The sequence below is a fragment of the Actinoplanes sp. ATCC 53533 genome (genome assembly GCF_003947245.1).
In genome coordinates, this window is record NZ_QHHV01000044.1 from 20,655 (window position 1) to 45,781 (window position 25,127).

General features: G+C 72.9%; 24 protein-coding genes. 8 read left to right on the forward strand and 16 right to left on the reverse strand.

Annotated elements, in window-relative coordinates; all coding sequences use genetic code 11:
• Nucleotides 1-54: 54 nt before the first annotated feature.
• The 5 genes from DMB66_RS15700 to ftsY form a co-directional block, all read right to left on the reverse strand.
• On the reverse strand, nucleotides 55-2,280 hold the full coding sequence (locus DMB66_RS15700) for a [protein-PII] uridylyltransferase (RefSeq protein ID WP_233624588.1): 2,226 nt from the start codon (nucleotides 2,278-2,280) through the stop codon (nucleotides 55-57).
• Nucleotides 2,281-2,331: 51 nt separating this feature from the next.
• Nucleotides 2,332-2,670, reverse strand: a complete 339-nt coding sequence (locus DMB66_RS15705) for a P-II family nitrogen regulator (protein ID WP_199752384.1) — start codon at nucleotides 2,668-2,670, stop codon at nucleotides 2,332-2,334.
• A gap of 33 nt (nucleotides 2,671-2,703) precedes the next feature.
• Entirely contained in the window at nucleotides 2,704-4,080 is a 1,377-nt protein-coding gene (locus DMB66_RS15710) for an ammonium transporter (RefSeq protein ID WP_125804827.1), read from the reverse strand.
• A 247-nt stretch (nucleotides 4,081-4,327) separates the two neighbouring features.
• Nucleotides 4,328-5,128 carry an aminoglycoside phosphotransferase family protein gene (locus DMB66_RS15715; RefSeq protein WP_125804828.1) on the reverse strand — a complete coding sequence of 267 codons (801 nt, stop codon included), beginning with the start codon at nucleotides 5,126-5,128 and terminating at the stop codon, nucleotides 4,328-4,330.
• 51 nt (nucleotides 5,129-5,179) lie between these two features.
• Complete coding sequence (gene ftsY, locus DMB66_RS15720) at nucleotides 5,180-6,334, reverse strand: signal recognition particle-docking protein FtsY (protein WP_125804829.1); 1,155 nt, start codon at nucleotides 6,332-6,334, stop codon at nucleotides 5,180-5,182.
• Nucleotides 6,335-6,454: 120 nt separating this feature from the next.
• Here ftsY and DMB66_RS15725 point away from each other — a divergent pair, with 120 nt between their 5' ends.
• The 4 genes from DMB66_RS15725 to DMB66_RS15740 all read left to right on the forward strand — a co-directional run bounded on the left by DMB66_RS15725 (nucleotide 6,455) and on the right by DMB66_RS15740 (nucleotide 9,532).
• Nucleotides 6,455-8,146: an alkaline phosphatase D family protein gene (locus DMB66_RS15725; protein WP_233624583.1), complete on the forward strand. Its 1,692-nt coding sequence runs from the start codon at nucleotides 6,455-6,457 to the stop codon at nucleotides 8,144-8,146.
• A gap of 142 nt (nucleotides 8,147-8,288) precedes the next feature.
• A complete protein-coding gene (locus DMB66_RS15730; protein ID WP_125804831.1) occupies nucleotides 8,289-8,546 on the forward strand; it encodes a hypothetical protein in 258 nt (85 codons plus the stop codon).
• Complete coding sequence (locus DMB66_RS15735) at nucleotides 8,543-8,968, forward strand: hypothetical protein (protein ID WP_125804832.1); 426 nt, start codon at nucleotides 8,543-8,545, stop codon at nucleotides 8,966-8,968. The genes DMB66_RS15730 and DMB66_RS15735 overlap by 4 nt, the downstream gene beginning before the upstream one ends.
• Nucleotides 8,969-9,076: 108 nt before the next feature.
• The gene (locus DMB66_RS15740; protein WP_199752386.1) at nucleotides 9,077-9,532 is read left to right on the forward strand and encodes a DinB family protein; all 456 of its coding nucleotides are present in this window, start codon (nucleotides 9,077-9,079) and stop codon (nucleotides 9,530-9,532) included.
• 6 nt (nucleotides 9,533-9,538) lie between these two features.
• Here DMB66_RS15740 and DMB66_RS15745 read toward each other — a convergent pair whose 3' ends face one another.
• From DMB66_RS15745 to DMB66_RS15760, 4 genes are all read right to left on the reverse strand, one after another.
• Nucleotides 9,539-10,183: an RICIN domain-containing protein gene (locus tag DMB66_RS15745; protein ID WP_125804834.1), complete on the reverse strand. Its 645-nt coding sequence runs from the start codon at nucleotides 10,181-10,183 to the stop codon at nucleotides 9,539-9,541.
• 64 nt (nucleotides 10,184-10,247) lie between these two features.
• Nucleotides 10,248-10,865 carry an HAD family hydrolase gene (locus tag DMB66_RS15750; RefSeq protein ID WP_125804835.1) on the reverse strand — a complete coding sequence of 206 codons (618 nt, stop codon included), beginning with the start codon at nucleotides 10,863-10,865 and terminating at the stop codon, nucleotides 10,248-10,250.
• 6 nt (nucleotides 10,866-10,871) lie between these two features.
• Nucleotides 10,872-14,453, reverse strand: a complete 3,582-nt coding sequence (gene smc / locus DMB66_RS15755; RefSeq protein WP_125804836.1) for a chromosome segregation protein SMC — start codon at nucleotides 14,451-14,453, stop codon at nucleotides 10,872-10,874.
• Nucleotides 14,454-14,708: 255 nt separating this feature from the next.
• On the reverse strand, nucleotides 14,709-14,903 hold the full coding sequence (locus tag DMB66_RS15760) for a hypothetical protein (RefSeq protein ID WP_125804837.1): 195 nt from the start codon (nucleotides 14,901-14,903) through the stop codon (nucleotides 14,709-14,711).
• Between the two features lie 453 nt (nucleotides 14,904-15,356).
• On the opposite strand from DMB66_RS15760, the gene DMB66_RS65555 reads away from it, so the two are divergent.
• From DMB66_RS65555 to DMB66_RS15780, 4 genes are all read left to right on the forward strand, one after another.
• Entirely contained in the window at nucleotides 15,357-16,082 is a 726-nt protein-coding gene (locus DMB66_RS65555; RefSeq protein WP_125804838.1) for a CAP domain-containing protein, read from the forward strand.
• A gap of 132 nt (nucleotides 16,083-16,214) precedes the next feature.
• Entirely contained in the window at nucleotides 16,215-17,708 is a 1,494-nt protein-coding gene (locus tag DMB66_RS15770; protein ID WP_125804839.1) for a DUF3492 domain-containing protein, read from the forward strand.
• A complete protein-coding gene (locus DMB66_RS15775; RefSeq protein WP_125804840.1) occupies nucleotides 17,705-19,150 on the forward strand; it encodes a hypothetical protein in 1,446 nt (481 codons plus the stop codon). Before DMB66_RS15770 ends, DMB66_RS15775 begins: the two co-directional genes overlap by 4 nt.
• A complete protein-coding gene (locus DMB66_RS15780) occupies nucleotides 19,147-19,734 on the forward strand; it encodes a Spherulin-4 (protein WP_125804841.1) in 588 nt (195 codons plus the stop codon). The genes DMB66_RS15775 and DMB66_RS15780 overlap by 4 nt, the downstream gene beginning before the upstream one ends.
• Here DMB66_RS15780 and mutM read toward each other — a convergent pair.
• The 7 genes from mutM to DMB66_RS15820 form a co-directional block, all read right to left on the reverse strand.
• Nucleotides 19,670-20,524 (reverse strand): bifunctional DNA-formamidopyrimidine glycosylase/DNA-(apurinic or apyrimidinic site) lyase, encoded by an 855-nt coding sequence (gene mutM / locus DMB66_RS15785; protein ID WP_125804842.1) that lies wholly within the window; start codon nucleotides 20,522-20,524, stop codon nucleotides 19,670-19,672. The two genes, DMB66_RS15780 and mutM, sit on opposite strands and share 65 nt — an antisense overlap.
• Nucleotides 20,525-20,544: 20 nt before the next feature.
• Nucleotides 20,545-21,723, reverse strand: coding sequence for a mannosyltransferase family protein (locus tag DMB66_RS15790; RefSeq protein WP_125804843.1), 1,179 nt, complete (start codon nucleotides 21,721-21,723; stop codon nucleotides 20,545-20,547).
• Entirely contained in the window at nucleotides 21,720-22,649 is a 930-nt protein-coding gene (rnc, locus tag DMB66_RS15795; protein WP_233624586.1) for a ribonuclease III, read from the reverse strand. The genes DMB66_RS15790 and rnc overlap by 4 nt, the downstream gene beginning before the upstream one ends.
• Nucleotides 22,646-23,863: a hypothetical protein gene (locus DMB66_RS15800; protein ID WP_233624587.1), complete on the reverse strand. Its 1,218-nt coding sequence runs from the start codon at nucleotides 23,861-23,863 to the stop codon at nucleotides 22,646-22,648. The genes rnc and DMB66_RS15800 overlap by 4 nt, the downstream gene beginning before the upstream one ends.
• Nucleotides 23,864-23,972: 109 nt before the next feature.
• Nucleotides 23,973-24,146, reverse strand: coding sequence for a 50S ribosomal protein L32 (gene rpmF, locus DMB66_RS15810; RefSeq protein ID WP_023561899.1), 174 nt, complete (start codon nucleotides 24,144-24,146; stop codon nucleotides 23,973-23,975).
• A gap of 5 nt (nucleotides 24,147-24,151) precedes the next feature.
• Nucleotides 24,152-24,715, reverse strand: a complete 564-nt coding sequence (locus DMB66_RS15815) for a DUF177 domain-containing protein (RefSeq protein WP_125804848.1) — start codon at nucleotides 24,713-24,715, stop codon at nucleotides 24,152-24,154.
• A gap of 79 nt (nucleotides 24,716-24,794) precedes the next feature.
• Nucleotides 24,795-25,127 (reverse strand): hypothetical protein (locus DMB66_RS15820; RefSeq protein WP_125804844.1); only part of this gene is annotated, 333 nt, incomplete at its 5' end.

A 25,127-nucleotide genomic window follows, 5' to 3' on the forward strand; every position in this document is an offset into this window, starting at 1 on the left:
GTACGCCCTCAGTGTCGCTAGGCGCAACGTCGGCGACCCGATCGAGGTGACGGGTCAGACCGCCGCGAGTACGGCCGCTTCGACCCGTTCCCGCTCGGCCGCCTCCGCCCAGGGCCCGACCAGGTAGAACGCGTCCACCACGTCGCTGCCCAGGGTGGAGATGCGGGCCGCGCGCACCTCGGCGCCGGCCTCGTCGAGGGCGCTGGCCACCCGGAAGAGCAGGCCGGCCGAGTCCGCAGCCCGCAACTCCAGCACCACCGCGTCGGTGGCCGCCTCGCGGTGCCAGACCACCCGCGGGGCCGCGCCGCCGCGGGCCGACATCGCCCGGGCCCGCAGCCGCTGGGTCACCGAGACGTCCCCGGCGGCGACCCGGCGCAGGTCGGCGGCGAGCGCCACCGGATCCGCCGGGGAGCCGTACCGCGGCTGGGTGCGGAACTCGACGATCGCCCGGCCGTCCACCGTGCTGGCGTCGGCGGCGATGACGTCGAGGCGGTGCATGGCCAGGCACGCGGCCACCGAGCCGAGCAGCCCCCGGCGGTCGGCCACGGCCACCGCGACCAGGTCCCCGTCCAGATGTACGGCGGGCAGGTCGCCCAGGAGCAGCTCCGGGTCGGGCTCGGGCGGGCCGGGCAGCGCGCCGGTGTCCAGCGCGGTGTGCACCCGGCGGACGAGCTCGGCGATCAGCCGGCCCTTCCAGTCCGACCAGGCGGCCGGCCCGGTGGCGTGCGAATCGGCCCGGGCCAGGGCGTGCAGCAGGTCCAGGGTGGCCGGGTCGCCGACCGCCTCCGCGACGGTGGTGATGGTGACCGGGTCGCTCAGATCCCGGCGGGTGGCGAAGTCGGGCAGCAGCAGATGCAGCCGGACCAGCTTCGCCACGGTGGCGACCGCCGCGGGCGGCAGGCCGATCCGGGTGGCGATCTCGGCGGCGATCGGGGCGCCGACCAGGCTGTGGTCGCCGGGCAGGCCCTTGCCGACGTCGTGCAGGAAGGCACCGATCAGCAGCAGGTCGGGGCGGTCCACCTCGCGGGTGTAGGCGCTGGCCTCGTAGGCCGCCTGGACGAGGTGCCGGTCCAGGGTGAAGCGGTGGATCGGGTGGTGCTGCGGGAGGCTGCGCAGCCGGGCCCACTCCGGCAGCCACGCGTCGATCAGGCCGTACCGGTCGCATGCCTCCCAGGTGGGCAGCAGGCCCGGGCCGGAGCCGAGCAGCGAGACCAGCGCGGCGCGGGCCGCGGGCGGCCACGGCGTGGGCAGCGGCGGGCAGAACGCGGCGAGCCATTCGCAGGTGGCGCGGGCGATGGGCAGCCGCACGGTAGCGGCCGCGGCGGCGACCCGCAGCGACAGGCTGGGGTCGGGCACCGGGCCGATGGCCGTCCGGGCGAGCACCAGTTCGCCGTTCTGCTCGACCACGTCGCGGGCCACCGGACGGCGCGCCGACACACCGGCCGGCGCTCCCCGGCGGCGGCCGTTGCGCAGCCGGTCGGCGGCGCGCCAGGCGTCGTCGAGGGCGTGCGCGATGGTGCGGGCGTCGCCGGCCACCCGGCGCAGCAGGGCGTCGCCGTCGTCGACCGTCAGCAACTCGGCGACCGCGGCCCGCTCCTGGGCGACCAGCCGGTCCACCCGGCGGCCGACGGTCAGGTGCAGGGCGTCGCGGGTGTCGAGCAGCCGCAGGTTGGCCGCGCGGACGGCGGGGCGCATCGTGTCGGCGACGCCGGCCCGGCCGATGCCGCGCAGGATGGTGAGATCACGCAGCCCGCCGGCGGCTTCCTTGAGGTCGCCTTCGAGCAGGAAGGACAGCTCGCCGTGCGCGGCCCAGCGGGCCGAGGTGATCTCCTTGAGCTGCGGGAGCAGGCGTACGGCGGTGCGGCGCCACTGGTCCGACGAGGCGGCGATCAGCTCGGCGGAGAGGCCGGCATCGCCGGCGATGTGCCGGGCGTCCAGCAGGCCGAGCGAGACCTTGACGTCGTCGTGGGCGACGGAGAGCGCCTCGGGCAGGGTGCGCACGGAGTGGTCGAGACCCAGCCGCGCGTCCCAGATGGGATACCAGAGCGCGGCGGCGATCCGGTCGATGCCGGCCATGCCGCTGTGCAGCAGCACCAGGTCGAGGTCGCTGTAGGGGGCGCAGTCGCGCCGGCCCAGTCCGCCGACCGCGACGAGGCTGACGCCGGGCAGGTGGCTGGGGAACATCGACGCCAGCCACGCGTCGAGCGCTGCCGCCCGGTTGACCCGGGCGGCAGCGCCGATGTGTGCGCGCAGGGTGTCCGGCGAGCCGCCGGACGGCACCTGGGGTGCCGCCGACGGCTCACTGACCACGTAGCTCACTGGTTGGACAAATCAGAGCGCGTCTAGGCCGCGCTCGCCGGTGCGGACCCGGACGACATCCTCGACGGAGGTCACCCAGACCTTGCCGTCGCCGATCTTGCCGGTCCGCGCCGAGGTGACCACCGCGTCGACGACCTTCTCGACGTCGATCTCGTCGGTCAGCACCTCAACCTTGATCTTGGGAAGGAACTCCACCGTGTACTCGGCACCCCGGTACACCTCGGTGTGGCCCTTCTGCCGTCCGTACCCCTGTACCTCGCTCACGGTCAGGCCCGCCACGCCGAGTGCGTGCAGAGCCTCCTTCACCGCGTCGAGCTGGTACGGCTTGATGACCGCGGTCACCAGCTTCATGCTCAGTCCCTCCATCGCAGCCATCAGGCGAATTTAACCGGCGACCTTAGCGCTGACGGGAGCCTTCCCGTCAGTGCTGCCCGACGGCTTGATACCGGCCATCGCGAACGCGCCGGCCGAGCCCGTGGAGGGCGAGTTGTCGTACGCGCTCTCGGCGTGCTCGGCGACGTCGATCCCGGTGACCTCCGCCTCCTCGCTGACGCGCAGGCCCTTGGCGGCCTTGATCACGAAAGCGATGATCGCCGCGATCACCAGGGAGTAGACGGTGACGGCCGCGCTGCCGACGAACTGCCGGCCGAGCTGGGCCAGGCCGCCGCCGTAGAACAGGCCCTCGCTGGCGCCCAGGCCCGGGTCGCCGTTGATGGCGGAGTTGACCTGCGCGGTGGCGAAGAAGCCGATCGCCAGCGAGCCGATCCAACCGCCGACGAAGTGCACGCCGACCACGTCGAGCGAGTCGTCGTAGCCCAGCTTGTACTTCAGGCTCACGGCCAGGGCGCAGACCGCGCCGGCGATGAGGCCGACGACGACCGCGGGCAGCGGGGCGATGAAGCCACAGGCCGGGGTGATGGCGACCAGGCCGGCGACCGCGCCGGACGAGGCACCGACCAGGGTCGGCTTGCCGTCCCGGATCCACTCGACGATGATCCAGCCGAGCACGGCCGCACCCGTCGCCACCTGGGTGTTGACGAACGCGAAGACGGTGGTGCCGTCGACGGTCAGCTCGGAGCCGGCGTTGAAACCGAACCAGCCGAACCACAGCAGGCCGGCGCCGAGGGCGACGAACGGCACGTTGTGCGGCTTGAAGCTCTCCCGCGGCCAGCCGGCGCGCTTGCCGAGCACCAGGATCAGGCCGAGCGCGGCGGCACCGGCGTTGATGTGCACCGCCGTACCACCGGCGAAGTCGAGCGCGTGCAGCTTGCCACCGATCCAGCCGCCGCCCCACACCCAGTGCGCGACCGGGACGTAGACCAGGGTGAACCAGGCGAACGCGAAGAGCAGCCAGCCGCCGAACTTCATGCGGTCCGAGACAGCGCCGCTGATCAGGGCGACGGTGATGATGGCGAACATCATCTGGAAGACCATGATCGCGTACGTGGGGATGCCCGTGCCCGCGCCGAGGAAGAGCCACTCCTCGGTGATGGTCGCGGTGCCGGTACCGAAGTACTGGCTGAAGCTGCCGATCACGTTGTTGAGGCCGGCGTTGCCGTTGGTGCCGAACGCCAGGGTGAAGCCGTAGATGACCCACAACACGGAGATGAGCCCCATACAGGAGAAGCTCATCATCATCATGTTCAGTACGCCTTTGGACCGGTTGAGGCCACCGTAGAACAGCGCCAGGCCCGGAGTCATAAGCAGAACGAGCGCAGACGACAGGAGCAACCAGGCGGTATTGCCGGTGTTGATCTCCACGCTGCCTCCTCTCGGATAAAGGTGTCCTCCCACACGGCCCACCAGGCAGCGTCGCCATGTTGGCCGGTTCGGGCGGAAGCCTCCCGCCCCGCTGTTTCGCGCATGGTCTACGCACGATTTCCGACGCGTGACGGGTTGTTTCGTACGTGTGAAGAAACTCTCACACCGCCCCGGACGAAATCCCGTGAACTGGGGCAATGGACCCAAGCGGACGCGCGGCGAGAGTCATCGCGGGGTCAGCGGCGTGTCACCGCAGCGCGTACTCCAGGGTGTGCCGCTCGTAGTCGAGCAGCCGCAGATCACGCATCGGACGACGCAAATGGCCCTTATGCACGATTCGCACGAAGGCCGGGTCGCCGGCCGCGGCCATCCGCCGGATGCCCTCCACGTGGTCCACGATGCGCTTGCGGATCGTGCGGATCAGCCGGTGCCGGTCGCGCGGGATCAGCCCGTAGGCGTCGGCGAACAACCGCAGCCGGCGCGGCCTGTTCGGCCGCTTCCAGCCCAGCGTGTAGGAATCCCGGTCGCTGAACAGCGGCACCCAGGTCCAGGCCGCGTACGCCACGTCGTAGATGCGGGCGCCGGGCGAGGCCAGGTCGAAATCGATCAGCGCGAGGGTGCCGTCCGGGCGCCAGACCACGTTGTGCGGGGCGGCGTCGTGGTGGCAGATCACCTCGGTGTCCGGCGGCGGCGGGCCGAACGAGCGCCAGACCGCGCCCGGCGGGGGCTGGAAGCCATACTGCGCGTCGTGGAACATGCGCAGCATCGTGGCGACCGTGACCAGCGCCTCCTCGGTCGTCCAGTGCGGGGCGAGCGGATATTCGCCGCACTCGCCGTCGAGATATGACAGCACCTCGCGGCCGCGGTCGTCCATGCCCAGGGCGTGCGGCGAGCCGGTGAAGCCGACCCGCTGCAGGTGGTTGAGCAGCGAGTGCACGGCCGGGGTCCACGGGCCGGCGTTGCGGCGGACCGTGTCGCCGACCTTCGAGACCGTGCTGACGTTGCCGCCGTGGAGCGGGATCTCGCGAAGGTCGCGTTCCTGCGTCACCCACGACCTCCCCTAGAAGTGCCCCTCGGTGCGGGCCTGCCGCCCCCGAGCCTACGCGTCGGTGCCAAGCAGGGCCTCGACGAAGGCAGCGGGCTCGAACGGCGCCAGGTCGTCCGGGCCCTCGCCCAGACCGACCAGTTTCACGGGAATGCCCAGCTTGTTCTGCACGGCGATGACGATGCCGCCCTTGGCGGTGCCGTCCAGCTTGGTCAGCACGACGCCCGTGACGTCCACCACTTCGGTGAAGACCCGGGCCTGCTCCAGGCCGTTCTGGCCGGTGGTGGCGTCCAGGATGAGCAGCGTCTCGTCGACCGGGCCGTGCTTCTCCACGACCCGCTTGACCTTGCCCAGCTCGTCCATGAGGCCGACCTTGTTCTGCAGCCGGCCGGCGGTGTCGATCAGCACCGTGTCGATCCCGATGTCGATGCCGCGCTTGACGGCGTCGAACGCCACGCTGGCCGGGTCGCCACCCTCGGGGCCGCGGACCGTCTCGGCGCCGACCCGCTCACCCCAGGTGGCGAGCTGCTCGGCCGCCGCGGCCCGGAACGTGTCCGCCGCCCCGAGCAGCACCGTGCGGCCGTCCGCGATCAGCACCCGGGCGACCTTTCCGCAGGTCGTGGTCTTGCCTGCGCCGTTGACCCCGACCACCAGCACGACCGCGGGCCGGCCGTCGTGCGGCGCGGTGCGCAGGCTGCGGTCCAGCTCCGGCTCCAGCGCGGCGGTGAGCTCCTCGGCGAGCTGCTGCCGCACCTCGGCCACCGTCCGGGTGCCCAGCACCCGGACCCGCTCGCGCAGCCGCTCGACCAGCGCCTGGGTGGCCTCCACGCCGACGTCGGCGGAGATCAGGCTGTCCTCGATCTCCTCCCACGCGTCCTCGTCGAGGTGATCCCGGGAGAGCACGCTGAGCAGCCCCTTGCCGAGGACGCTCTGCGAGCGGCTGAGCCGGGCCCGCAGCCGCACCAGGCGGCCCGCGGTGGGCTCGGGCTTCTCGATCGTGGGCGGCGCCTGGACCAGCGGCGGCAGCTCCTCCGGCAGCGACGGGAGGGCGGGCTCCTCGACCGGCGCGGCCGGGGGACGCTCGATGGTGGTGGTGGCGGACCCGCCGGCCGGCGGCAGCTCGCGCCGGCGGCGCCGGGGCACGACCAGACCGATGGCCCCGACCACCAGCACGGCCAGCAGGATCAGGGAGGCGACCACGTATTCCATGACGAAATCCTGACAGACGCGCCACGGGCGCGTGGTGCCACCCGCCCTCTCCCGCCGAGCGCTGGCGGAAACATGGATCGCTGGGGAGGATGTCTGCATGCCCCGCCACCCGGTAGACCGTTGACCGCCCATCTGCTGATCGGTCCCGTGCTCCGCCGCGTCGTGGGCGACCGGGCGACGATCTGGGTCGAGACCACCGCGCCGGCCGAGGTGCGGGTCGAGGTCACCGGCGGCGGCGCCGGCTCCGCGCAGACCTTCTCGGCGTACGGGCACCACTACGCCATCGTGATCGTGGCGGGCCTGCTCCCGGGCACCGCGAACGAGTATGAGGTGTGGCTCGACGACCGGCGGGTGTGGCCGCAGGCGGACTCGCCGTACCCGCCGAGCGTGATCGCCACCCGCGAGGCCGAGGACGCCGGACAGCCGGTGAGCATGATCTTCGGCTCCTGCCGCGAGGCGACCCCGCACGCCACCGGGCGCAAGCTGCCGCCGGACGCGCTGGACGCGTACTCCCGGCGGTTGATGACCGACCCCCGCTCGCCGGAGCTGCGCCCCGACCTGATCGTGCTGCTCGGCGACCAGGTCTACGCCGACAACACCTCGGCGAAGGTCCGGCGCTTCCTGCGCCGGCGCCGGGCGGCCGGGCACCACGGGCCGGTGGACGAGGTGGTCTCGTTCGACGAATACACCAAGCTCTACCTGGAGTCCTGGCGCGATCCCGAGGTGCGCTGGCTGATGGCCACCGTGCCGAGTGTGATGATCTTCGACGACCACGAGATCATCGACGACTGGAACACCTCGGCGGACTGGCGCCGGGACGTGTCGTCCCAGCCCTGGTGGTCCGAGCGGATCGCCAGCGGCCTGGCCTCCTACTGGGTCTACCAGCACCTGGGCAACATGAGCCCGGATCAGCTCACCGCCGACCCGCTGCTCGCCAAGATCACCTCGGTCGAGGACGCCACGGCGCTGCTGCACGACTTCGGCATCTCGGTCGATTCGCCGTCCTCGGCGGAGAACACCGACCGGCCGTACCAGTGGAGCTTCGCGCTCGACGTCGGCCGGACCAGGCTGGTCATGCTCGACAACCGCTGCAACCGGGTGCTCACCCCGCGCGGCCGGGAGATCCTGCCCGCGGCCGAGTGGGGCTGGTTCGTCGACCAGGCGCACGGCGACTACGACCACCTGGTGATCGGCTCGTCCCTGCCCTGGCTGATGCCCCCGGCCATCCACCACCTCGAGGCCTGGAACGAGCGGCTCGCCGACTCGCCCGGCGCCCGGCGCGCGGCCCTCGCCGAACGGATCCGCCGGGCCTTCGACCTGGAGCACTGGGCCGCGTTCACCCGCTCCTTCGACGCCCTGACCGAGCTGTTCCGGCGTCTCGGCGAGGGCGGCCCGGAGGCGCCCGGCCACCGCGTCGGCGCCGGCGGGGCGTACGCGGGGCCGGCCTCGATCAGCGTGCTCTCCGGCGACGTGCACCACTCGTACGTCGCCCGCGCCGACCTGGGTCCCGCCGTGCTGACGCCGGTGCACCAGCTCACCTGCTCCCCGATCCACAACCAGGTGCCGATGTTCATGCGACCGCTGATGCGCCTCAGCTGGTCCCGGCTGGCGGCGAAGGCCGTGCGCGGGGTGGCTCGCAGCGCCGGGGTGCGGCGGCCGGCGCTGCGCTGGAAGCGGCTGGCGGGGCCGTATTTCGGCAACGCGGTGAGCACCCTGCGGCACACGGGGACACGGGCGGACGTCCGGGTCGAGGGAACGACACGGGACGGCGCGCTCTTCGCCGTCGCGGACGTTCACCTGCGAGACGCCTGACCAGCTCGAACATTGATCGATTAGGTTCCTTCGTCACGGCGTTGTATTGTCTCTACAACACGACGGCATGACCTTTCCCGGGAGGGTGATGTCCTTTCGTGGGTCCAGTCAGTATGATCCGAGTATGACAAGGCGGATTACCGTGAGTCTTCCCGACGATGTAGCCGAGTATCTCGACAAACATCCAAACAGTTCAGCCATCGTGACGGAGGCGGTCCGTGCCCGCATGCAGCGCGGCGCGACCACCCGGGCGATGCTCGAAGCCGCCGGCTTCGCCATCACCGACGAAGGCGTCGCCGCCTGGCGCGGCAAGCTCAAGCCGTTCACCGACGAGCAGCGCGCCGAGGCCAAGCGCTTCCAGGCGGCCCTCGAGGCCGGTCGTCTGCCGGAGCCCCGATGATGGCCCCGGCGGAGGGCACCCGCGAGATCCGCGTGGTGCTGGACCGCTCAGCGCTGGAGTCGTACACCAAGGGGCACGTCCACGTCGGTGAGGTGATCACCGAGGTGGCCGACGACGCGAACGTCGGCATCCCCGCCACGGTGTTGATGGAAGCCCAGGCCAGGGCCCTGGGCGACGAGCGCGCCAGGGCGCTGCTCCAGCTCCTCGCCGCCGCCGAGGGCGTCGTCGTGCTCGCACTGGGCGCGGCCGAGGCCGCCCGAGCGGCCGGCACAGTCCCCCTGGTCGACGGCGACCTGCCGCTGGCCCACGGGGTCTGGGCCGCCAACGCGAACGCGGCCTTCTACCTCACCACGGATCCAGACCAGGTGAAATCCGTCATCCCCGACGCCCACGTGATCCGGGTGCCCACCGAGGACGCATGATCCGCTGAGGAAAGTGTCGTAGGGGTGGTCCAGGATGTCCTCGTGACTTCCTGGACCGCGCCTGCGGCGCATCGCGTCAGCGAGCCCTTCACCGGCGACGAGCGGGCCATGCTCGAGGGCTGGCTGGATTTCCACCGGCAGACCCTGGTGGCCAAGTGCGCCGGCCTGACCGCCGAGCAGCTCAAGCTCCGCTCGGCCGAGCCGTCGAGCCTGTCCCTGCTGGGCCTGCTGCGGCACATGACCGAGGTGGAGCGCGCCTGGTTCCGCATCCGGGCCGCCGGCGAGGAGCTGTCCTACCGCTACTGCTCCGACACTAACGAGGACGGCGACTTCGACGACGTGGCCGAGGCGGACGCGGCGGCCGACCACGCCGCCTTTCTCGCCGAGATCGAGGCCGCCCGGGCCGCGGTCGCCGGGGTCTCGCTGGAGCACGAGTTTCCCACCGAGCGGCGCCCGGCGATCAGCGTCCGCTGGGTCTATCTGCACATGATCGAGGAATACGCCCGACACAACGGCCACGCCGATCTGCTGCGCGAGCGCATCGACGGCGCCACCGGCGACTGACCCCGCTCAGTCGCTCCGGGGCAGGGCCGAGACGCCCTGGTCGTCCAGCGAGAAGGTCGTGTCGGGCGGGTCGTCGCCGGATTTCACGGCGATCAGCCCGGTCCCCTCGAGCGGGTGCGACTGCAGAACGGTGTCCCGGTTACGCACCGCGTAGGTCGTGCGGCCCTCGTCATCCGTGCCGGACGGCTCGAAGGTGAAGAGTTGCGCCGGCTCATCGGCGTTACAGGCCGCGGTGACGATGGTGAGCGGCTTCGCGCCGTCGACGCGCACCTGTAGGCACAACGGCTCGCCGCCGGCGCGCAGGGTGCCGGTCTTGATGAGGCGTTCCGGCGTGCCCCGGCCCTTGGGCACGGGCACGAAGAGGGCCTCGTCGGCGTAGTTGTCGGTCACCTGGATTCGGCCGCTGGTGGTGACCGCCAACACCGAGTAGGGCAGTTCGCCGTCGTCGAGCCGGGGCAGGAAGAAGACCTGCCGCTTGCCGTCCAGCGCGCCGGCCGGTGGGGGCGCGCCGCCGAAGCCCGACGTCGCGCTCGCCGCCGCGGAAGGAACCGCGGAGGGCGCCGCCGGGCCGGAGACAGCGGTGTCACCGTCGCCGGAACAGCCCTGCAGGGCGAGCAGGCAGACCGCCGCCCCGAGCAGAGTCTTGACCATCGACATCCTCTCAGCCGGCGGCCAGCCTACGTCGCCGCGCCGCGCGGGGCCGGGCGAGCGGCGGTCAGGCCGGCAGGGCGAGGGCCTTGCGCAGGTAGGGGAGATTCTCCGGGCCGCTCCACCGCAGGGAGGGCAGCTTCGCCGCGCGGGCACCGCGGACCGAGCGGTCATCGTCGTCCACGAAGAGCACCCACGGCGCTTCGACGTTCAGGGCCGCGCAGGCGCGCTCGAAGAACTCCGGGGCCGGCTTGTGCACCTTCAGCTCGTACGAGCTGACCACCGCGTCGAACTCGCCGGTCAGGCCGAGCTGGTCCAGGTCGCCGCGGAGCAGGTCGGTCGCGTTCGTCGCCAGGCCCACCGGGCGGCCCGCCGCGCGAACCTCGCGGACGAAGGCCAGCACCTCGGGGTCGACCTCGCCGCGGTACTGCCGCCATTCGGCGATCACCTTCTTCGCCTCTTCCTCCGGCAGCGGCAGGCGGGTCGCGACGAGGTGCATCCACTCGGCGTCGGTGATCTCGCCGGCCACCGCGGGACGCAGCAGCTCCCAGGACATCGCCGTGCTGAGCAGGGTGCCCGGCTCCAGCCTGGACGAATTCTCCACCGCCGCCGGCACCGTGGGGTCCCAGCGGCGCAACACGCCGTCCAGGTCGATGAGCATGGCCTGGGCCGGTTGGCGGAGCATGGGGGTCTATTCCTCCGGTTCTCGGTTCAGCCGCTGGCTGATGACCTGGGTGACGCCGGCACGCATGGTGACGCCGTAGAGGGCGTCGGCGACCTCCATCGTGCGCTTCTGGTGCGTGATGATGAGCAGCTGGCTCTTCTCCCGCAGCTGCTGGAAGAGCGTAATCAACCGGCCCAGGTTGACGTCGTCCAGGGCGGCCTCGACCTCGTCCATGATGTAGAACGGGCTGGGCCGGGCCCGGAAGATCGCGACGAGCATGGCGACCGAGGTCAGCGAGCGCTCGCCGCCGGAGAGCAGCGACAGCCGCTTGATCTTCTTGCCCGGCGGCCGGGCCTCGACCTCGACGCCGGTGGTCAGCATGTCCTCGGGGTCGGTGAGCACCAGCCGGCCCTCGCCGCCCGGGAACAGCACCTGGAAGACGCCCTGGAACTCGCGCGCGGTGTCCTCGAAGGCCGAGGTGAAGACCTCGAGGATGCGGTCGTCGACGTCCTTGACCACGGTCAGCAGGTCCTTGCGGGTGGCCTTGAGGTCTTCGAGCTGGTCGGAGAGGAACTTGAAACGCTCCTCCAGCGCGGCGAACTCCTCCAGTGCCAGCGGGTTGACCTTGCCGAGCAGCGCCAGGTCGCGTTCGGCCTTGTTGGCCCGCTTCTCCTGGGTGGGCCGGTGGAACGGCACCGGCTCGGGGAGGTCCTTGCCGTCCTTCTCCGCCTGCGCCGACTCGGCCTGAGTGGGCGGGACGAGCTGGTCGGGGCCGTACTCGGCGACCAGGGTGTCGACGTCCAGGGAGAAGTCCTCGGCCGCCTTGGCTTCGAGCTGCTCGATGCGCAGTCGCTGCTCGGCGCGGGCCACCTCGTCGCGGTGCACCTCGTTGGTGAGCCGCTCCAGCTCGGCGACCAGGCGTTTCGCGCTGGCGCGCACCTCCTGCAGCTCGGCCTCGCGGGCCGTCCGGGCCCGGGCCAGCTCGTCGCGCGCCTCGACGGCGGTGGCCAGCGAGACCGCGACCCGGGTCATCGCGCCGGCGGCGCCCAGCGCGACGGCCTTGGCGATCTCCGCGCCGCGGGCGCGGGCGGCCCGGCGGGCGGCCGCGCGCTCGCGGGCCTGGCGTTCCTGGGTGGCCTGGCGCATCAGCGAGTCGGCCCGGCCGGCGATGGAGGAGACCCGCTCCTCGGCGGTCCGGACGGCGAGCCGGACCTCCATCTCGTTCTGCCGGGCCTGCGGCACCAGGGCGGAGAGGGTGTCGCGATCCTCGGTGGACGGTTCCTCGTCGATGGGGGTGGCCTCGGCGAGCCGCAGCCGCTCCTCCAGCTCGGTGAGCCCGGCCAGGTCCCGGTCGCGGTTGGCCTCGGCCTTCTGCCGGGAGGCGCCCAGCCGCTCCGACTCGGCCTTGGCGCCCCGGGCGGCGGCACCGAGCTCGGCGAGCCGGCGGGCGGCGGCGTTGCGCTCGCCCTCGGCGGCCCGCTTGGCGGCGGCCGCGACGCTCACCGCCTCCTTGAGCTCGGCGACCTCGGCGCGGGCGTCGGCGAGCTGGCCCTTCAGCACGCCGATGGACTCCTCGGCGGTCTCCCGGTTGGCGCGGGCCTCGTCGACCGCGGCCTGGACCTCGATATAGCTGGTGGCCTTGCCGGAACCGCCGGCGGCGGCGTGGGCGCCCAGCACGTCGCCGTCGGGCGTGACCGCGCGCAGCTCGGCGTTCTGCGCGACCAGGCGGGTCGCGGCGGCGAGGTCGGGGACCAGCACGACATCGCGCAGCGCCCGGTTGAGCGCGGGGCGGATGGTGTCGGGGCATTCGATGACGTCGGGCGCCCAGATCGCGCCCTCGGGCAGCGCCGGCCGCAGGCTGTCGAGCGAGCCCCGCATGCCCGGCGACGCCGGGCCGGCGACCACGAGCGCGGCCCGGCCGGCGTCCGCGATCTTGAGGCTCCGCATGGCCTCGACGGCCTCGTCGATGCCGGTGAGGGCCACGGCGTCGGCGAGCACGCCCAGCGCCGCCGCGAGCGCGGCCTCGTGGCCGGGGCGCACCGTGAGCATCGAGGCGAGGCTGCCGAGCAGGCCGGGAATCTGGTCGGCCCGGCCGAGCAGCGCGCCGGCGCCGTCCTTGCGGCGCAGGCCGAGGGCGAGCGCCTCCTCGCGGGCCTTCCAGCTCGCGGCGTCCTTCTCGGCGGCGCGCTCGGCGTCGGAGAATTCCTTGACGACGGCGGCCGCGCGGTCGTGCGCGGCGACGGCTTCGGCGTGCCGCTCGTCGAGCTCGGCGTTGTCGCGATCGGCCTCGGTGGACTCCGCGGACACCGCGTCGACCTCGGCCTGGGCGGCCTCGGCGCGCATGAGCGCGTCGTTGTGCGCGACGGCGAGCCGCTCGATCTCCTCGGCGGCGCTTCCGGTACGGGCCCGGGCCGCGTTCACGTTGCCGGTGAGCTTGGCCAGTCCCTCGCGCCGGTCGGCGATCGCCTTCGCGGCTGCCCGCAGCGCGCCCTCGGCCTGCAGCAGTTGCCGTTCCAGTTCCTGGCGGTGCTCGACCGCCTCGGCGAGCCGCATCTGGTCGTCGGTGAGGGCCTCGCGCAGCTCCTCCTCCTGCTCGCGGACCCGCTCGGCCTCGGCGACGAGCTGGTCCGGGTCGCGGCCCGGGCGCTCGTCGTCCGGCGCCGCGGCGAGATGCCGCAGCCGCTCGCTGGCCAGTTGCTCGGTGGAGCGGAAGCGTTCCTGCAGGGCGGAGAGTTTGTACCAGGTGTCCTGGGCGGCGGCGAGCAGCGGCGCGTCCTCGGCGTGCGCGGCCTCCAGCTCGGCGAGCCAGCGCTGGACCTCGCGGTTCTCCTCCTCGACCTGCTGGCGCCGGTCGCGCATCGCCGACTCGTCGGCGATCTCCTTGTCCAGCGTGGTGCGCAGCGTGTGCAGGTCGTCGGCGAGCAGCCGCAGCCGGGCGTCGCGCAGGTCGGCCTGGATGCCGGCGGCGCGGCGGGCGACCTCGGCCTGCTTGCCCAGCGGCTTGAGCTGGCGGCGCAACTCGGCGGTGAGGTCGTTGAGCCGGTTGAGGTTGGTCTGCATCGCGTCGAGCTTGCGGATCGCCTTCTCTTTGCGCTTGCGATGCTTGAGGACGCCGGCCGCCTCCTCGATGAAGGCGCGGCGGTCCTCGGGCTTGGCGTGCAGCATCGCGTCGAGCCGGCCCTGGCCGACGATGATGTGCATCTCCCGGCCGATGCCGGAGTCGCTGAGCAGCTCCTGGATGTCGAGCAGGCGGCAGGAGCTGCCGTTGATCTCGTACTCGCTCTCGCCGGACCGGAACATCCGGCGGGTGATCGAGACCTCGGTGTAGTCGATCGGCAGAGCGTTGTCGCCGTTGTCGATCGTCAGGGTCACCTCAGCGCGGCCGAGCGGGGCCCGCCCGGAGGTGCCCGCGAAGATGACGTCCTCCATCTTGCCGCCGCGCAGCGCCTTGGCGCCCTGCTCACCCAGGACCCACGCGATGGCGTCGACGACGTTGGACTTGCCGGAGCCGTTGGGACCCACCACACAGGTGATGCCCGGCTCCAGCCGCAGCGTCGTAGCGGAGGCGAAGGACTTGAAGCCCTTGACCGTCAGGCTCTTGAGGTGCACGGATCTCCGGGGGTCGGCGGTGTTCTGCTGGTCAGCAGGCTACCCGCAGGTGGACGCCTTGTCCGCGCACGCCGCGCGTCCCGGATCGTGCCTGTCTCTGGCCAATCAGCAGTGTTTGTCTGATTTGGCAAGCGGAGCGGGTCGCAGAAGGAGCAAAAAGACGCGCGCCGCCACTATGGGTGGAGGCGCGCTGTGCGGGGTGCGTCGCGTAGTGCTAGGGGATAAGGGGCGCCGGTTCGCAACGCCCGGGGAAGCTCAGGTCAGCGCCGGCTCGGTAAGCCGCAGAAGATCGTCTGCCTCCGCGGCGGCAGCCGCGAGACGATCATTCTCCGCCCGGAGGCGGGTGATCTCGAACTCCAGAGCCTGCACCCTGGAACGCAGTCGGGTGACCTCGTCGAGCAGCCGCCGGTCGGGCGCCGCACCTACGTGGCCATAGAGGGCCTTCGCCATGACTTTCTCCTTGTGAGACACCGCGTCTCCTTGTGAAGCGCTGCCGGAACAGCCGGCCACACGCGCGCTCAGTGGTTCCGCACACCTCTCATACCCACGGACACGCGTGAGCACAAAATCCTGCACCCGGAACGTGCTGTGGATGCAGATTTACCCATGCCCAGGACTCGACTGGACACAGTTGGGCGCGACTGGCGACACCTCCATGGTGCGCCGATACCCACAGTCCGTCAAGCCGTGGGAACCGCGTTGCACCCGCCTGACCAGTGAATCACGCCACGCCCCGGGTCTTATCCAGGACTTATTTCTTCCTTAGGCGGTTTGCCCGGCCTTTCCGCGGCTGCTTACCGTCACCCGGGTCGAAACCTCTCGATCCTTTGCGGACCGCGGAGGCACGACGTGCAGGGCGAAGCAGACCAGATGCCGACCGGGCGACGCCGTGACCGACGGACGATGCCGTCACCGGTGACCTTCGGCGTCACCGTGACCGCCCTGCTCGCCCTCTTCGGCACCGGCGCGGCACTACTGCCCTCGAGCTTCACCGGCCCGGGCACCGCAGCCGAGCTGCCCGAAGCCGCCGTCGCCGCCCTGGTACCGGGTGCCGGTGGCGGGGCACCCGGCACCGGGGCGGCGCGGCCTTCGACCCCACCGCCGCCGGCCGCGGCACCCGCCACGGCGGCACCGGCGCCCACCAGGACCGCCGCGAAGAAGCCGGCCACCAGGAAGCCCACGCCGAAGAAGACTCCGACCCGCAAGCCCACGACCAGCGCCCCCAAGGTCGGCGCCGGCCTGGCCGCCCAGGAGACCGAGGTCATCCGGCTGGTCAACGTCGAGCGGGGCAAGGCCGGCTGCGGGTCCGTGCGGCTGAACACGAAGCTGCGGACGGCCATCCGGCTGCACGTCCAGGAGCTGGGCACGCACGGCGATCTCTACATCAGCCACGTCAGCGACGACGGCCGGGACTTCGTCGCCCGCGCCAAGGAGCAGGGCTACGACGATCCGGGCGGCGAGAACGTGGCCCGGGGCCAGCGCGACGCCGCGGACGTGATGACCAGCTGGATGAACAGCGACGGCCACCGGGCCAACATCCTGAACTGCGACTTCAAGGCGCTGGGTGCGGGCGCGGTCAAGGGCGTCGACGGCACGATCGTATGGGGCCAACTTTTCGGACGTTCTTGAGCAATTAAGGCGGAAAAACAGACAAATAGTGCGCCAAGCTGTCGCCTAGGCGACAGGATCCCGTTACTTTTCCCCGCTGTGTCGTTGCAGCCATCGTGATATCACCCCCGTCGCGCTCGTGGTGCTGACCGCATGCGCATCTGTCTGCTCACCGGGGGCGGCTACCCGTTCCGCCGGGACGCCCTCGGCGGCTGGTGCCGCACGCTCGTCGACGGCCTCGGCCGATTCACCTTCGACCTGCTGACGGTCACCGACCGCGAGCCGCCCGGCGGGCCGGCGTACGCGCTGCCCGGCCACGTCGCCTCCGCCACCGCCGCCACGCTGAGCCGGGCACCCCGGGAGCGCGAGGGCGGCGACGACAACGCGACCGCCGCCGCCGTCCTGCTGTGCCGCGGACTGCTCAGCGAACCCGATCCCGCGGTGGCGGACGACCTTTTCGCCCAGGGGCTGCTCGGGCTCGCTGTGCTGGCCGAGTCCGCCGCACACCCGCTGCACGCTGTACCGCTGACCGAGGTGTTGCTGGACACGTGGCGGGTCGGCCGGGCGGCCGAGGGTGAGGAGCGGCTGCCGCGGCTCAGCCTGCGCGACGCCCGGACCGCCGCGACGCTGCTGCGGCACGTGGCCCGGGCGCTGTCCGTACCGGTGCCGGGGGTTGACCTGGTGCACTGCGTCGGCGGCACGACGCCGCTGCTCGCCGCCCTGGCGGGTCGCTGGCGGACCGGGATGCCGCTGCTGCTCACCGAGGCGCGGGCACCCGTGGCCCGGCCCCGGGCCGGCGAGGAGCGCCTGTCCCCCGCGGTCCGCACGGTGCTGCGCCGGTTCCGGCGGGCGGTCGCCCGCACCGGGTACGCCGAGGCCGGTCTCATCGCGCCGCTGAGCGCGTACCACCACTCGTGGGCGCTCGGGCACGGCGCCGAGCCCGGCCGGCTGGTGCCGGTGCCGGCGGGCGTGGATCCGGTCGACTTCCCGTCCGCGCCCGAGGCCAGGACCCAGCCGGCCATCGTCTGGGCCGGCAACGGCGGCCCGGACAGCGGCCTGCGCGGCCTGCTGGAGGCGTTCGCGACCGTGGCCACCGCCGTGCCCGGGACCGTCCTGCACCTCGTCGGCGTCACCGCGGCCCACGAGGACCACTGCGCCGAGCAGGTCGAACGCACCGGGCTGGGCCGGGCGATCCGGCTGCACCCGCTGCCCGCCGACCCCCGCGACCGGTACGCCTCCGGCCACCTCGTGGTGCACGTCCCGGGACCGGCCGACCCGCCGTACCGCCTGATCGAGGCCATGATGTCCGGTCGCGCCGTGGTCGGGGTCGACGTGGGCCCGGTCGCCGAGACCCTCGGCGACGCCGGCACGATCGTCGCCGGGAACGACCCGGCGCTCCTCGCCGAGGCCTGCATCAACCTGCTGCGCGCGCCGGCCCGCCGCCGCGCGCTGGGAGACGCGGCCCGGCGCCGCGCGCTGGCCTACTTCACCGCCGACCGGGTCGTCCGGGTCTACGGCGCGCTCTACACCGACCTGGCCGGCCCGCCGCCGGCGCCCTCCTACGAGCTCGCGCTGGCCGTGCCCGCGCCGCGCGACGCCCGGCCGGCCACCGTGCGCTGGCTCGCCGAGGCCGGGGAGGACCGGTGATCGGAGTGGCCGTACCGCCCGCCACCCGGCGCGCACCCGCCCTGAGCCGCACGTTGCTGCTGCGCTGCGCGCTCTATCTCGGACCGCTCAGCGTCGTGATCGCCGCCGCCGGTCTCCTCGGCGGCCTCCCGTGGCAGGTGCCGGCCGGCACGCTGGTGCTCGGCTGGAGCGCCGCCCAGGCTCTCGCCGCGGCCGGCACCGCCGTCGCCCGGCGCGGCGGAGCAGGTGCCGGGGCGCGCCTGGTCGGAATCGGCTTTCTGGGCGCTGCCGGGCTGTGGGTCACGCTCGTGCTGCTCGCCCCGGCCTCGGTCGCCGGGGCCGCGCCGGGGCGGGCCGTCGCTGTCGGCGTGTGCGGGCTGCTGAGCCTGGCCACGGTCACCGCGGCGCTGGTGAACCGCACCGAGGTGGCGGTCGTGCGGTGGAGCCTGCCGTGCTGGCTGCTCGCCGCGATCGCGGTCGCCGGGGCGATCGGTGACACCTGGGCCGCCCGGGTGCCGGTCACGCTGCTGCTGCCCCTCGCCGTCGCCGCCGCGGCCGGCCGCGCCTTCCGGCCCGCGTTCCGGGGCGCTTCCCGGTTCTCTTTCCGGGACGCTTCCCGGTTCTCTTTCCGGGACGCTTCCCGGGGCGGGCCCTGGGCCKCCTCCCGGGCCGACTCCCGGAGCGGGCCCTCGGCCTCCTCCCGGGCCGACTCCCGGAGCGGGCCCTCGGCCTCCTCCCGGGCCGACTCCCGGAGCGGGCCCTCGGCCTCCTCCCGGGCCGACTCCCGGAGCGGGCCCTCGGCCGCCTCCCGAGGCGACTCCCGGGGCGGGATCTGGGCCGCTTTCCGGGGCACTGTGATGTTGAGCACGCGGCGTGCCGATTTGCGGGGAGCGGCCGGGCGGGCGGTGCTCGGGGCTGCTCAGGCGGCCTGCGCCGTGCTGCTGTGGCGGGCCGGGCCGCCGGCGGCGACGTCGCCCGCCGTGCTGCCGTTGCTGGCCGCCGGGCCGGTGCTGGAGGCGCTGATCGGCTGGCACCGCCGGCAGGTCGAGACCAGCCTCGACGTCGCCGAGAGCGACGCGGAACACCGGGTGCACCTCGGCGGCGTAGCCACGGTGACCGTCGCCGCGCTGCTGCCGCCGCTCGCCGCCGGGATCGCTCTCGCGCTGGCCGCGTACCGGCTGCCGGGCGGTGTCGTGGGCGCGCGGGAGCCGGTGCTCGCCGTGGCCGGCGGGATCCTGCTCAGCGGCGTACTCGCCATCACCCTGCTGCTCGCCGCGCACGGCCGGACCGGCACGGCCGCCGTGCTCGCCGCCGCGCCGCCGCTTGCGGCGATCTTGACACCGCTGGTCCCGGCGCTGCCGCCGGATCCGCTCCGCACCGTCGTCGCGCTCCTGGCGGCGACCCACCTCATCGGACTGCTGACCGTCGCATACACCGCCGCAGACCCCCGGAGGACGTCGTGAAGACCTTGTTCCCCCCGTACGCGCAGCCCTCGCCAGGGCTGGTTCCCGACGCCGACACCTGGGTCGTGCAGGAACGGCCGGGCTCGCGCCGCTCGGCGCACCGGCTGCTCGGCCGCGTCGACCTGGACTGGGGCGGGCGCTCGCTGGCCGACGTGCTCGCCGACGTCGACGAGTGGCGCAAGGACGGCGCGGAAGGGCTGTTCCTGGACCGGGCGCCGGCCGGCTCCGGCGGGGTCGGCCCGGTGGCGCTGACCGTCCGGCTCGCCGCGCGGCGCGGGCTGCACCGGGTCGTGCTCAACCCGGGGGTGCCGACCCACCCGCTCTATCGCGACCTGGGCGTACGGATCTGCACCTTCGACGGGCCCTGGTCGGCCTACCAGGGCTGGGCCGGCGACGGGGTGGAGCCCGGCGACGGGCACCTGGTGCACGGCGTTCCCACGCCGCTGCTGACCGCGGCCCGGCGGCTGCTGGGCCGCCGGGGAGCCGGCTTCGGGCTGGCCACCGACGCCAGCCCGTACGTCAGCGCTGCGGCAGGCGGGGGCGCGGCTGGCACCGCGGACAGCTGTAGGACGAGCGGTTCATGAACTGCTCGCGGCGCATGATCGTGCCGCACCGGTGGCAGGGCTGCCCCTCCCGCCCGTACGCGTTCAGCGACCGGTCGAAGTAGCCGCTCTCGCCGTTGACGTTCACGTAGAGCGCGTCGAAGGTGGTGCCGCCCGCGACGATCGCCTCGCCGAGCACGTCCCGGACGTGGGCGAGCAGCCGGCGCACCGCGGGCCGGGTGAGCGCGTCGGTGGGTCGCACACCGTGCAGCTGGGCCCGCCACAGCGCCTCGTCGGCATAGATGTTGCCGATGCCGGAGATCAGCGTCTGGTCCAGCAGCGCCCGTTTGATCTCCGTGTGCTTGGCACGCAGCCGGGCGACGAACAGCTCATCGTCGAAGAGCGGGTCGATCGGGTCGCGGGCGATGTGCGCGATCTCGTCCGGCAGCTCGGCACCGCCCTCGGAGACCGACAGCCCGCCGAACGTGCGCTGGTCCACGAAGCGCAGTTGCGGGCCGTCGTCGGCGAAGGTGACCCGGACCCGCAGGTGCACCTCGTCCTCGGCCTCGGCCGGCTGCATCAGCAGCTGCCCGCTCATGCCGAGGTGGGCGATGATCGCGTCGCCGGAGTCGAGGGGGAGCCACAGGTATTTGCCGCGCCGGGCGGCGTCGGTGATCGTCCGTCCCTTGAGGACGGCGGCGAAGTGCACGTCGCCGGGCAGGTGGCGGCGGATCGCCCGGGGGTGGCGCACCTCGACGGTGTCGATGCGCCGACCGGTCACCCACTTGGCCAGCCCCTGGCGGACGGTCTCGACCTCGGGAAGCTCGGGCACGGTGGTCCTTAGAAGTCGGGTCAGATCGTGTAGGGCCAGACGGCGACCAGGTAGGCGCCGTACCAGAGCCCGAACGCCGCCCAGGCCGCGATCGCGAGCACCGCGACCCGGGGGCGGGCGCGGGCCGCGGCGAAGACCGAGGGCAACAGCGTCAAGAGTACGGGGAGCAGCAGCCGCGGTTTGGAGTGGTAAAAACCGGCCTGCCCGTAGGCCAGCACCATCGCGACGAGCCCGTAGACGGCCAACGGCGCCCAGGGCCGGCCGGCCAGCGCGACCCCGGCCGCGGCCAGCGCGGCGAGCAGGATCAGCGCGACACTCATCGGCACCCAGCCCTCGCCGACGGTCAGCGTGTCGCCGAGGAAGTCGATCGTGCTGGCGCCGAAGTCGAAGGACGTGCCCCAGCCCGCTGTCTGGATCTTGAACCAGGCGTCGAGGTCGCCGACCCGCCACGCGACCCAGCCGAGGTAGGCCGGCACCCCGGCGAGCGCGACGGCGGCCGCGGTCAGCGGCGGCCACTTGCGGTCGGGGTCGCGGCGGACCGCAATGACCGCCGCCACGGCCAGGGCCACCGCGGCGGCGGCGCCGGTCGGCCGGGTCAGTGCGGCGCCGAGGCCGAGCAGCCCGGCCGCCCACCAGAGCCGGCGATGGGCGGCGACGAACATGCCCGCGACCAGCGCCAGGAAGAGACTCTCCGAGTACGCCATCGACAGCACCACCGACATCGGCGCGCCGCAGCAGATCCCGACCAGCGCCCAGCCGGCCCGGCGGCTGTGCAGCGAGGTGCCGAGCAGGTGCAGGGCGACCGCCGCGCCGATCGAGGCGAGCCAGCTCACCGTGATCGCGGCGGTGCCGGCTTCGAGGCCGAGGGTGGACAGCAACCGGATCAGCATCGGGTACAGCGGGAAGAACGCCAGCTCGTTGCCCTGCAGCGTGCCGTCGCTGCCGAACGTGTAGCCGCTCGGATAGCCCTCGGCGACCTTCAGGAACCAGCCACCGTCCCAGATCAGCAGGTTGCCGCGGAGCCCGGTGGGCTCCGCGGTGGCGTGGTCCAGCCCGACCAACAGCAGCAGCTGGACGATCCGGGTCAGCGCCAGGATGCCGACCGCGATCCCGGCACCACGCCAGCGGCCGGCCTTGTCCCAGAGCCCTTCCGCGCTCGCTACCACCTCCGGGCCGGGCTCCCGCAATGTCACGCTCACCGCTCGGCGGCCTCGGGCAGCTCGGTGTGCCCGCTCCCGGCCACCGCGGGCTTCTCAGCCTCGGACACTTCGGTGTCCCCACCACCGGCCACCGCGGGCTTCCCGGCCTCGGACACTTCGGTGTCCCCACCACCGATCACCGCGGGCTTCTCAGCCTCGGGCAGCTCGGTGTGCCCGCCGCCGGCCACCGCCGGTGGCGGGGTCTGCTCCTCGGTCCGCTCGGTCAGGGTGCGCCAGGCGGCCGCGGCCGCGCGCTGCTCGGCCTGCTTCTTGCTGCGCCCGTCCGAGCCGCCGTACCGCTCGCCGGCCACCACGACCCAGGCGGTGAAGGTCTTCGCGTGGTCCGGGCCGGCGTCGTCGATCACGTAGTCCGGCACGCCCAGGCCCAGCGCCGCGGTCAGCTCCTGCAGGCTCGTCTTCCAGTCCAGCGCGGCGCCGCGCCCCGCGGACTCCGCCATCAGCGGGTCGAACAGCCGGTGGATCACCTCGCCGGCCACGTCCAGGCCGTGTTCCAGGTAGATCGCGCCGAGCAGCGCCTCCAGCGTGTCCGCCAGGATGCTGGCCTTGTCGCGACCGCCGGTGGTCTCCTCGCCCTTGCCGAGCAGCAGGTGCGGGCCGAGACCCAGCGGGCCGAGGGTACGGGCGACGTCGGCGAGCGCGTGCATGTTGACCACGCTGGCCCGCAGCTTGGCGAGCTGGCCCTCGGGCAGGTCGGGGTGGTTGTGGAAGAGCGCCGAGGTGATCACCACGCCCAGCACCGAGTCGCCGAGGAACTCCAGGCGCTCGTTGGTCGGCAGGCCGCCGTTCTCGTACGCGTACGAGCGGTGGGTCAGGGCGCGCCGAAGCAGACCGGGCTCGATGGGGATGCCGAACGCCTCTTCCAATGGCTCGGTCGAGGGCCGCCGACGCTTGTCGTTAATGCTCATGAACCACCTCGGGAGTCTTCGTGCGCTGCGGGGCCCGGTTGCTCCCCCGGAAACTGCATCAGGTCGGTGATGACCGGCACCGCGGCGCGGCGGTGCAGGTCGGCGGCGAGGGCGATGCCGGCGGCGATGTCCGCGCCGGCGGCGGCGCCGTGGCAGACCACGACGGTGCCGCCGACGCCGAGCAGGATGGCCGCGCGGGGCGGCGCGGCGCCGCTGCCCGGGGTCCGGATCACGGCGTACGCCGTCTCCAGCCCCTTGAGCAGCACGTTGCCGGTGAAACCGTCGGTCACCACGACGTCGGCCGTGGCCCCGGTCACCACGTCGCTGCCCTCGACCAGCCCGATGTAGCGGCCGCCGCCCGGCAGGTCGAGCTCCGCGAGCGCGGCGGGGGCGGCGCGGCGCAGGCGATCGCCCTTGCCGCGCTCGGTGCCGATGGTGAGCAGGCCGACGCGGGGCGCGACGAGGCCGTGCACGGCGACGGCGTACGCGGCGCCGAGCCGGGCGTGCGTGGCGAGGGTGTGCTCGTCGGGGTCGACGGACGAGCCGACGTCGAGCAGAACGAGCCGGCCGGAGATCGTGGGCAGCACGGCGGCCAGCGCGGGGCGGCGCACACCGGGCCAGCGGCCGAGCCCGAGCGCGGCGGAGGTGACGGTGGCGCCGGTGCTGCCGGCGGAGACGACCGCGTCGGCGTGGCCCTGAGCGACGGCCAAAACGGCGGTGCGGACGCCGGACTCGACGCGGCTCAGCGCCTGATCCGCTCCCGCGGCGCGGCTGACCGCGCGGTCCGATCGGGAAGGGCGGCTGTCTCCGTGGTCCGGCCGGGAAGGACGGCTGTCCCCGCGGTCCACGCCGGCGGGGTCGCTGTTACCGCGGTCCGGCCGGGAAGAGCGGCTGTCCCCGCGGTCCGGCCGGGAAGAGCGGCTGTCTCCGTGGTCCACGCCGGCGGGGTCGCTGTTACCGCGGTCCGGCCGGGCGGCGTTGTGCTCGGCGGGGCCGGTGGGGCCGGCCGGGGCCGTGATTGTGCTCACCCGGTGGCGTTCGGCCGGGTCGAGGGCGTGCAGAAGCGCGTCGGCAGCCTCAACGGGGCCGACGAGAAGCAGCTTGAGGGCCGGATCGGCCTGGCAGGCGCGCAGAGCGCCGTCAACCACGACGGCGGGAGCATGGTCCCCGCCGAGGAGGTCGACGGCGATCCGCGCGGCGCCCGGCTCCGGCACAGCACCGGCCGAGATGACTCGGCCGGACTGCTCCGGAGCCTGGGCACCGGACGTTCGCCGCCGCTCAGGTGCGACCCGCCCGATATTCGGGCGTGTCACTCCGTGGTGCTCAGACCTCGAGGACCTGACGGCCGTTGTAGGTGCCGCAGACCCCGCAGGCGGTGTGCGGCAGCTTCGGCGACTTGCACTGGGGGCAGGCCACGGTCGAGACCGCGGTCGCCTTCCAGTTCGCCCGGCGGGACCGGGTGTTGCTGCGCGACATCTTGCGCTTCGGGACGGCCACGGTACCTACTCCTCAGTTTTTGACAGATTACGCAAAGCGGCCCAGCGGAGATCGACGTCGTCGTGGCTGTGGTCAGCCGGAAGATCGTCGAGATGCACCCCACACTCGGAGCACAACCCTGGGCAGTCCGGCCGGCAGACCGGATTGGGCGGCAGTGCCAAGACCACCGCGTCTCGTACCACCGGCTCCAGGTCGAGCAGGTCGCCCTGCATCCGGCCCACCTCGTCCTCGTCCGTCGTCTCCTCCGTGGTGCTGTCCACGTATGCGAACAGCTCCGCGATGTGCACGTCGAACGGTTCCGAGATCTCGTTGAGGCAGCGACCGCACTCGCCGGACAGCAAGCCGCGGACGCCGCCGCTGATATAGACACCCTCGGAGACCGACGTCATGCTCAGATCGAGCTCGAGGTCGGATCCCGTGGGCACCGAGATCAGTTCCAAGCCGAGGTCCGCCGGTGCCGGCACCACCCGTTTCAGGGCGCGCGTCGCCCCGGGCTGGCGCGGGAGCTTCGTCGTGTCGACGACCAGCGGCTGCCTGGGATCGAGGTGATTCTGCGTGTGCTTGGGCATCATGAACTCTCAGCCTGTAGGTAGGCCGACTGGAAAGGTTACCTGAGCAGCGGGCTCAGCGTCGAATCGGGTGAGAAACTCAGAACGGCAGCGGCCGCTCGTTGTCCTCGCCCTGGAACGTGCCGATCTCCCGCAGCGCGTGCATCTTGTCGCGGCCACGCTCTATCGACGACAACGCCCTGGTCAGGAACTGTTCGAAGTTGGCCAGCGCGGTGTCGACGTAGTCGTCGACCTCCTCGCGCAGTCGCTGCGCCTCGGAGCGGGCCTCGGCGACGATCCGGGCACCCTCGTGCTCCGCCGAGACGGTGATCTCGTTGACCGAGACCAGCCGGGCGTGCTCCGTCTCACCTTCGCCGATGATCCGGTCCGCTTCGCGCTTGCCCGCGTCGATGATCTTGTCACGCTCCTCGAG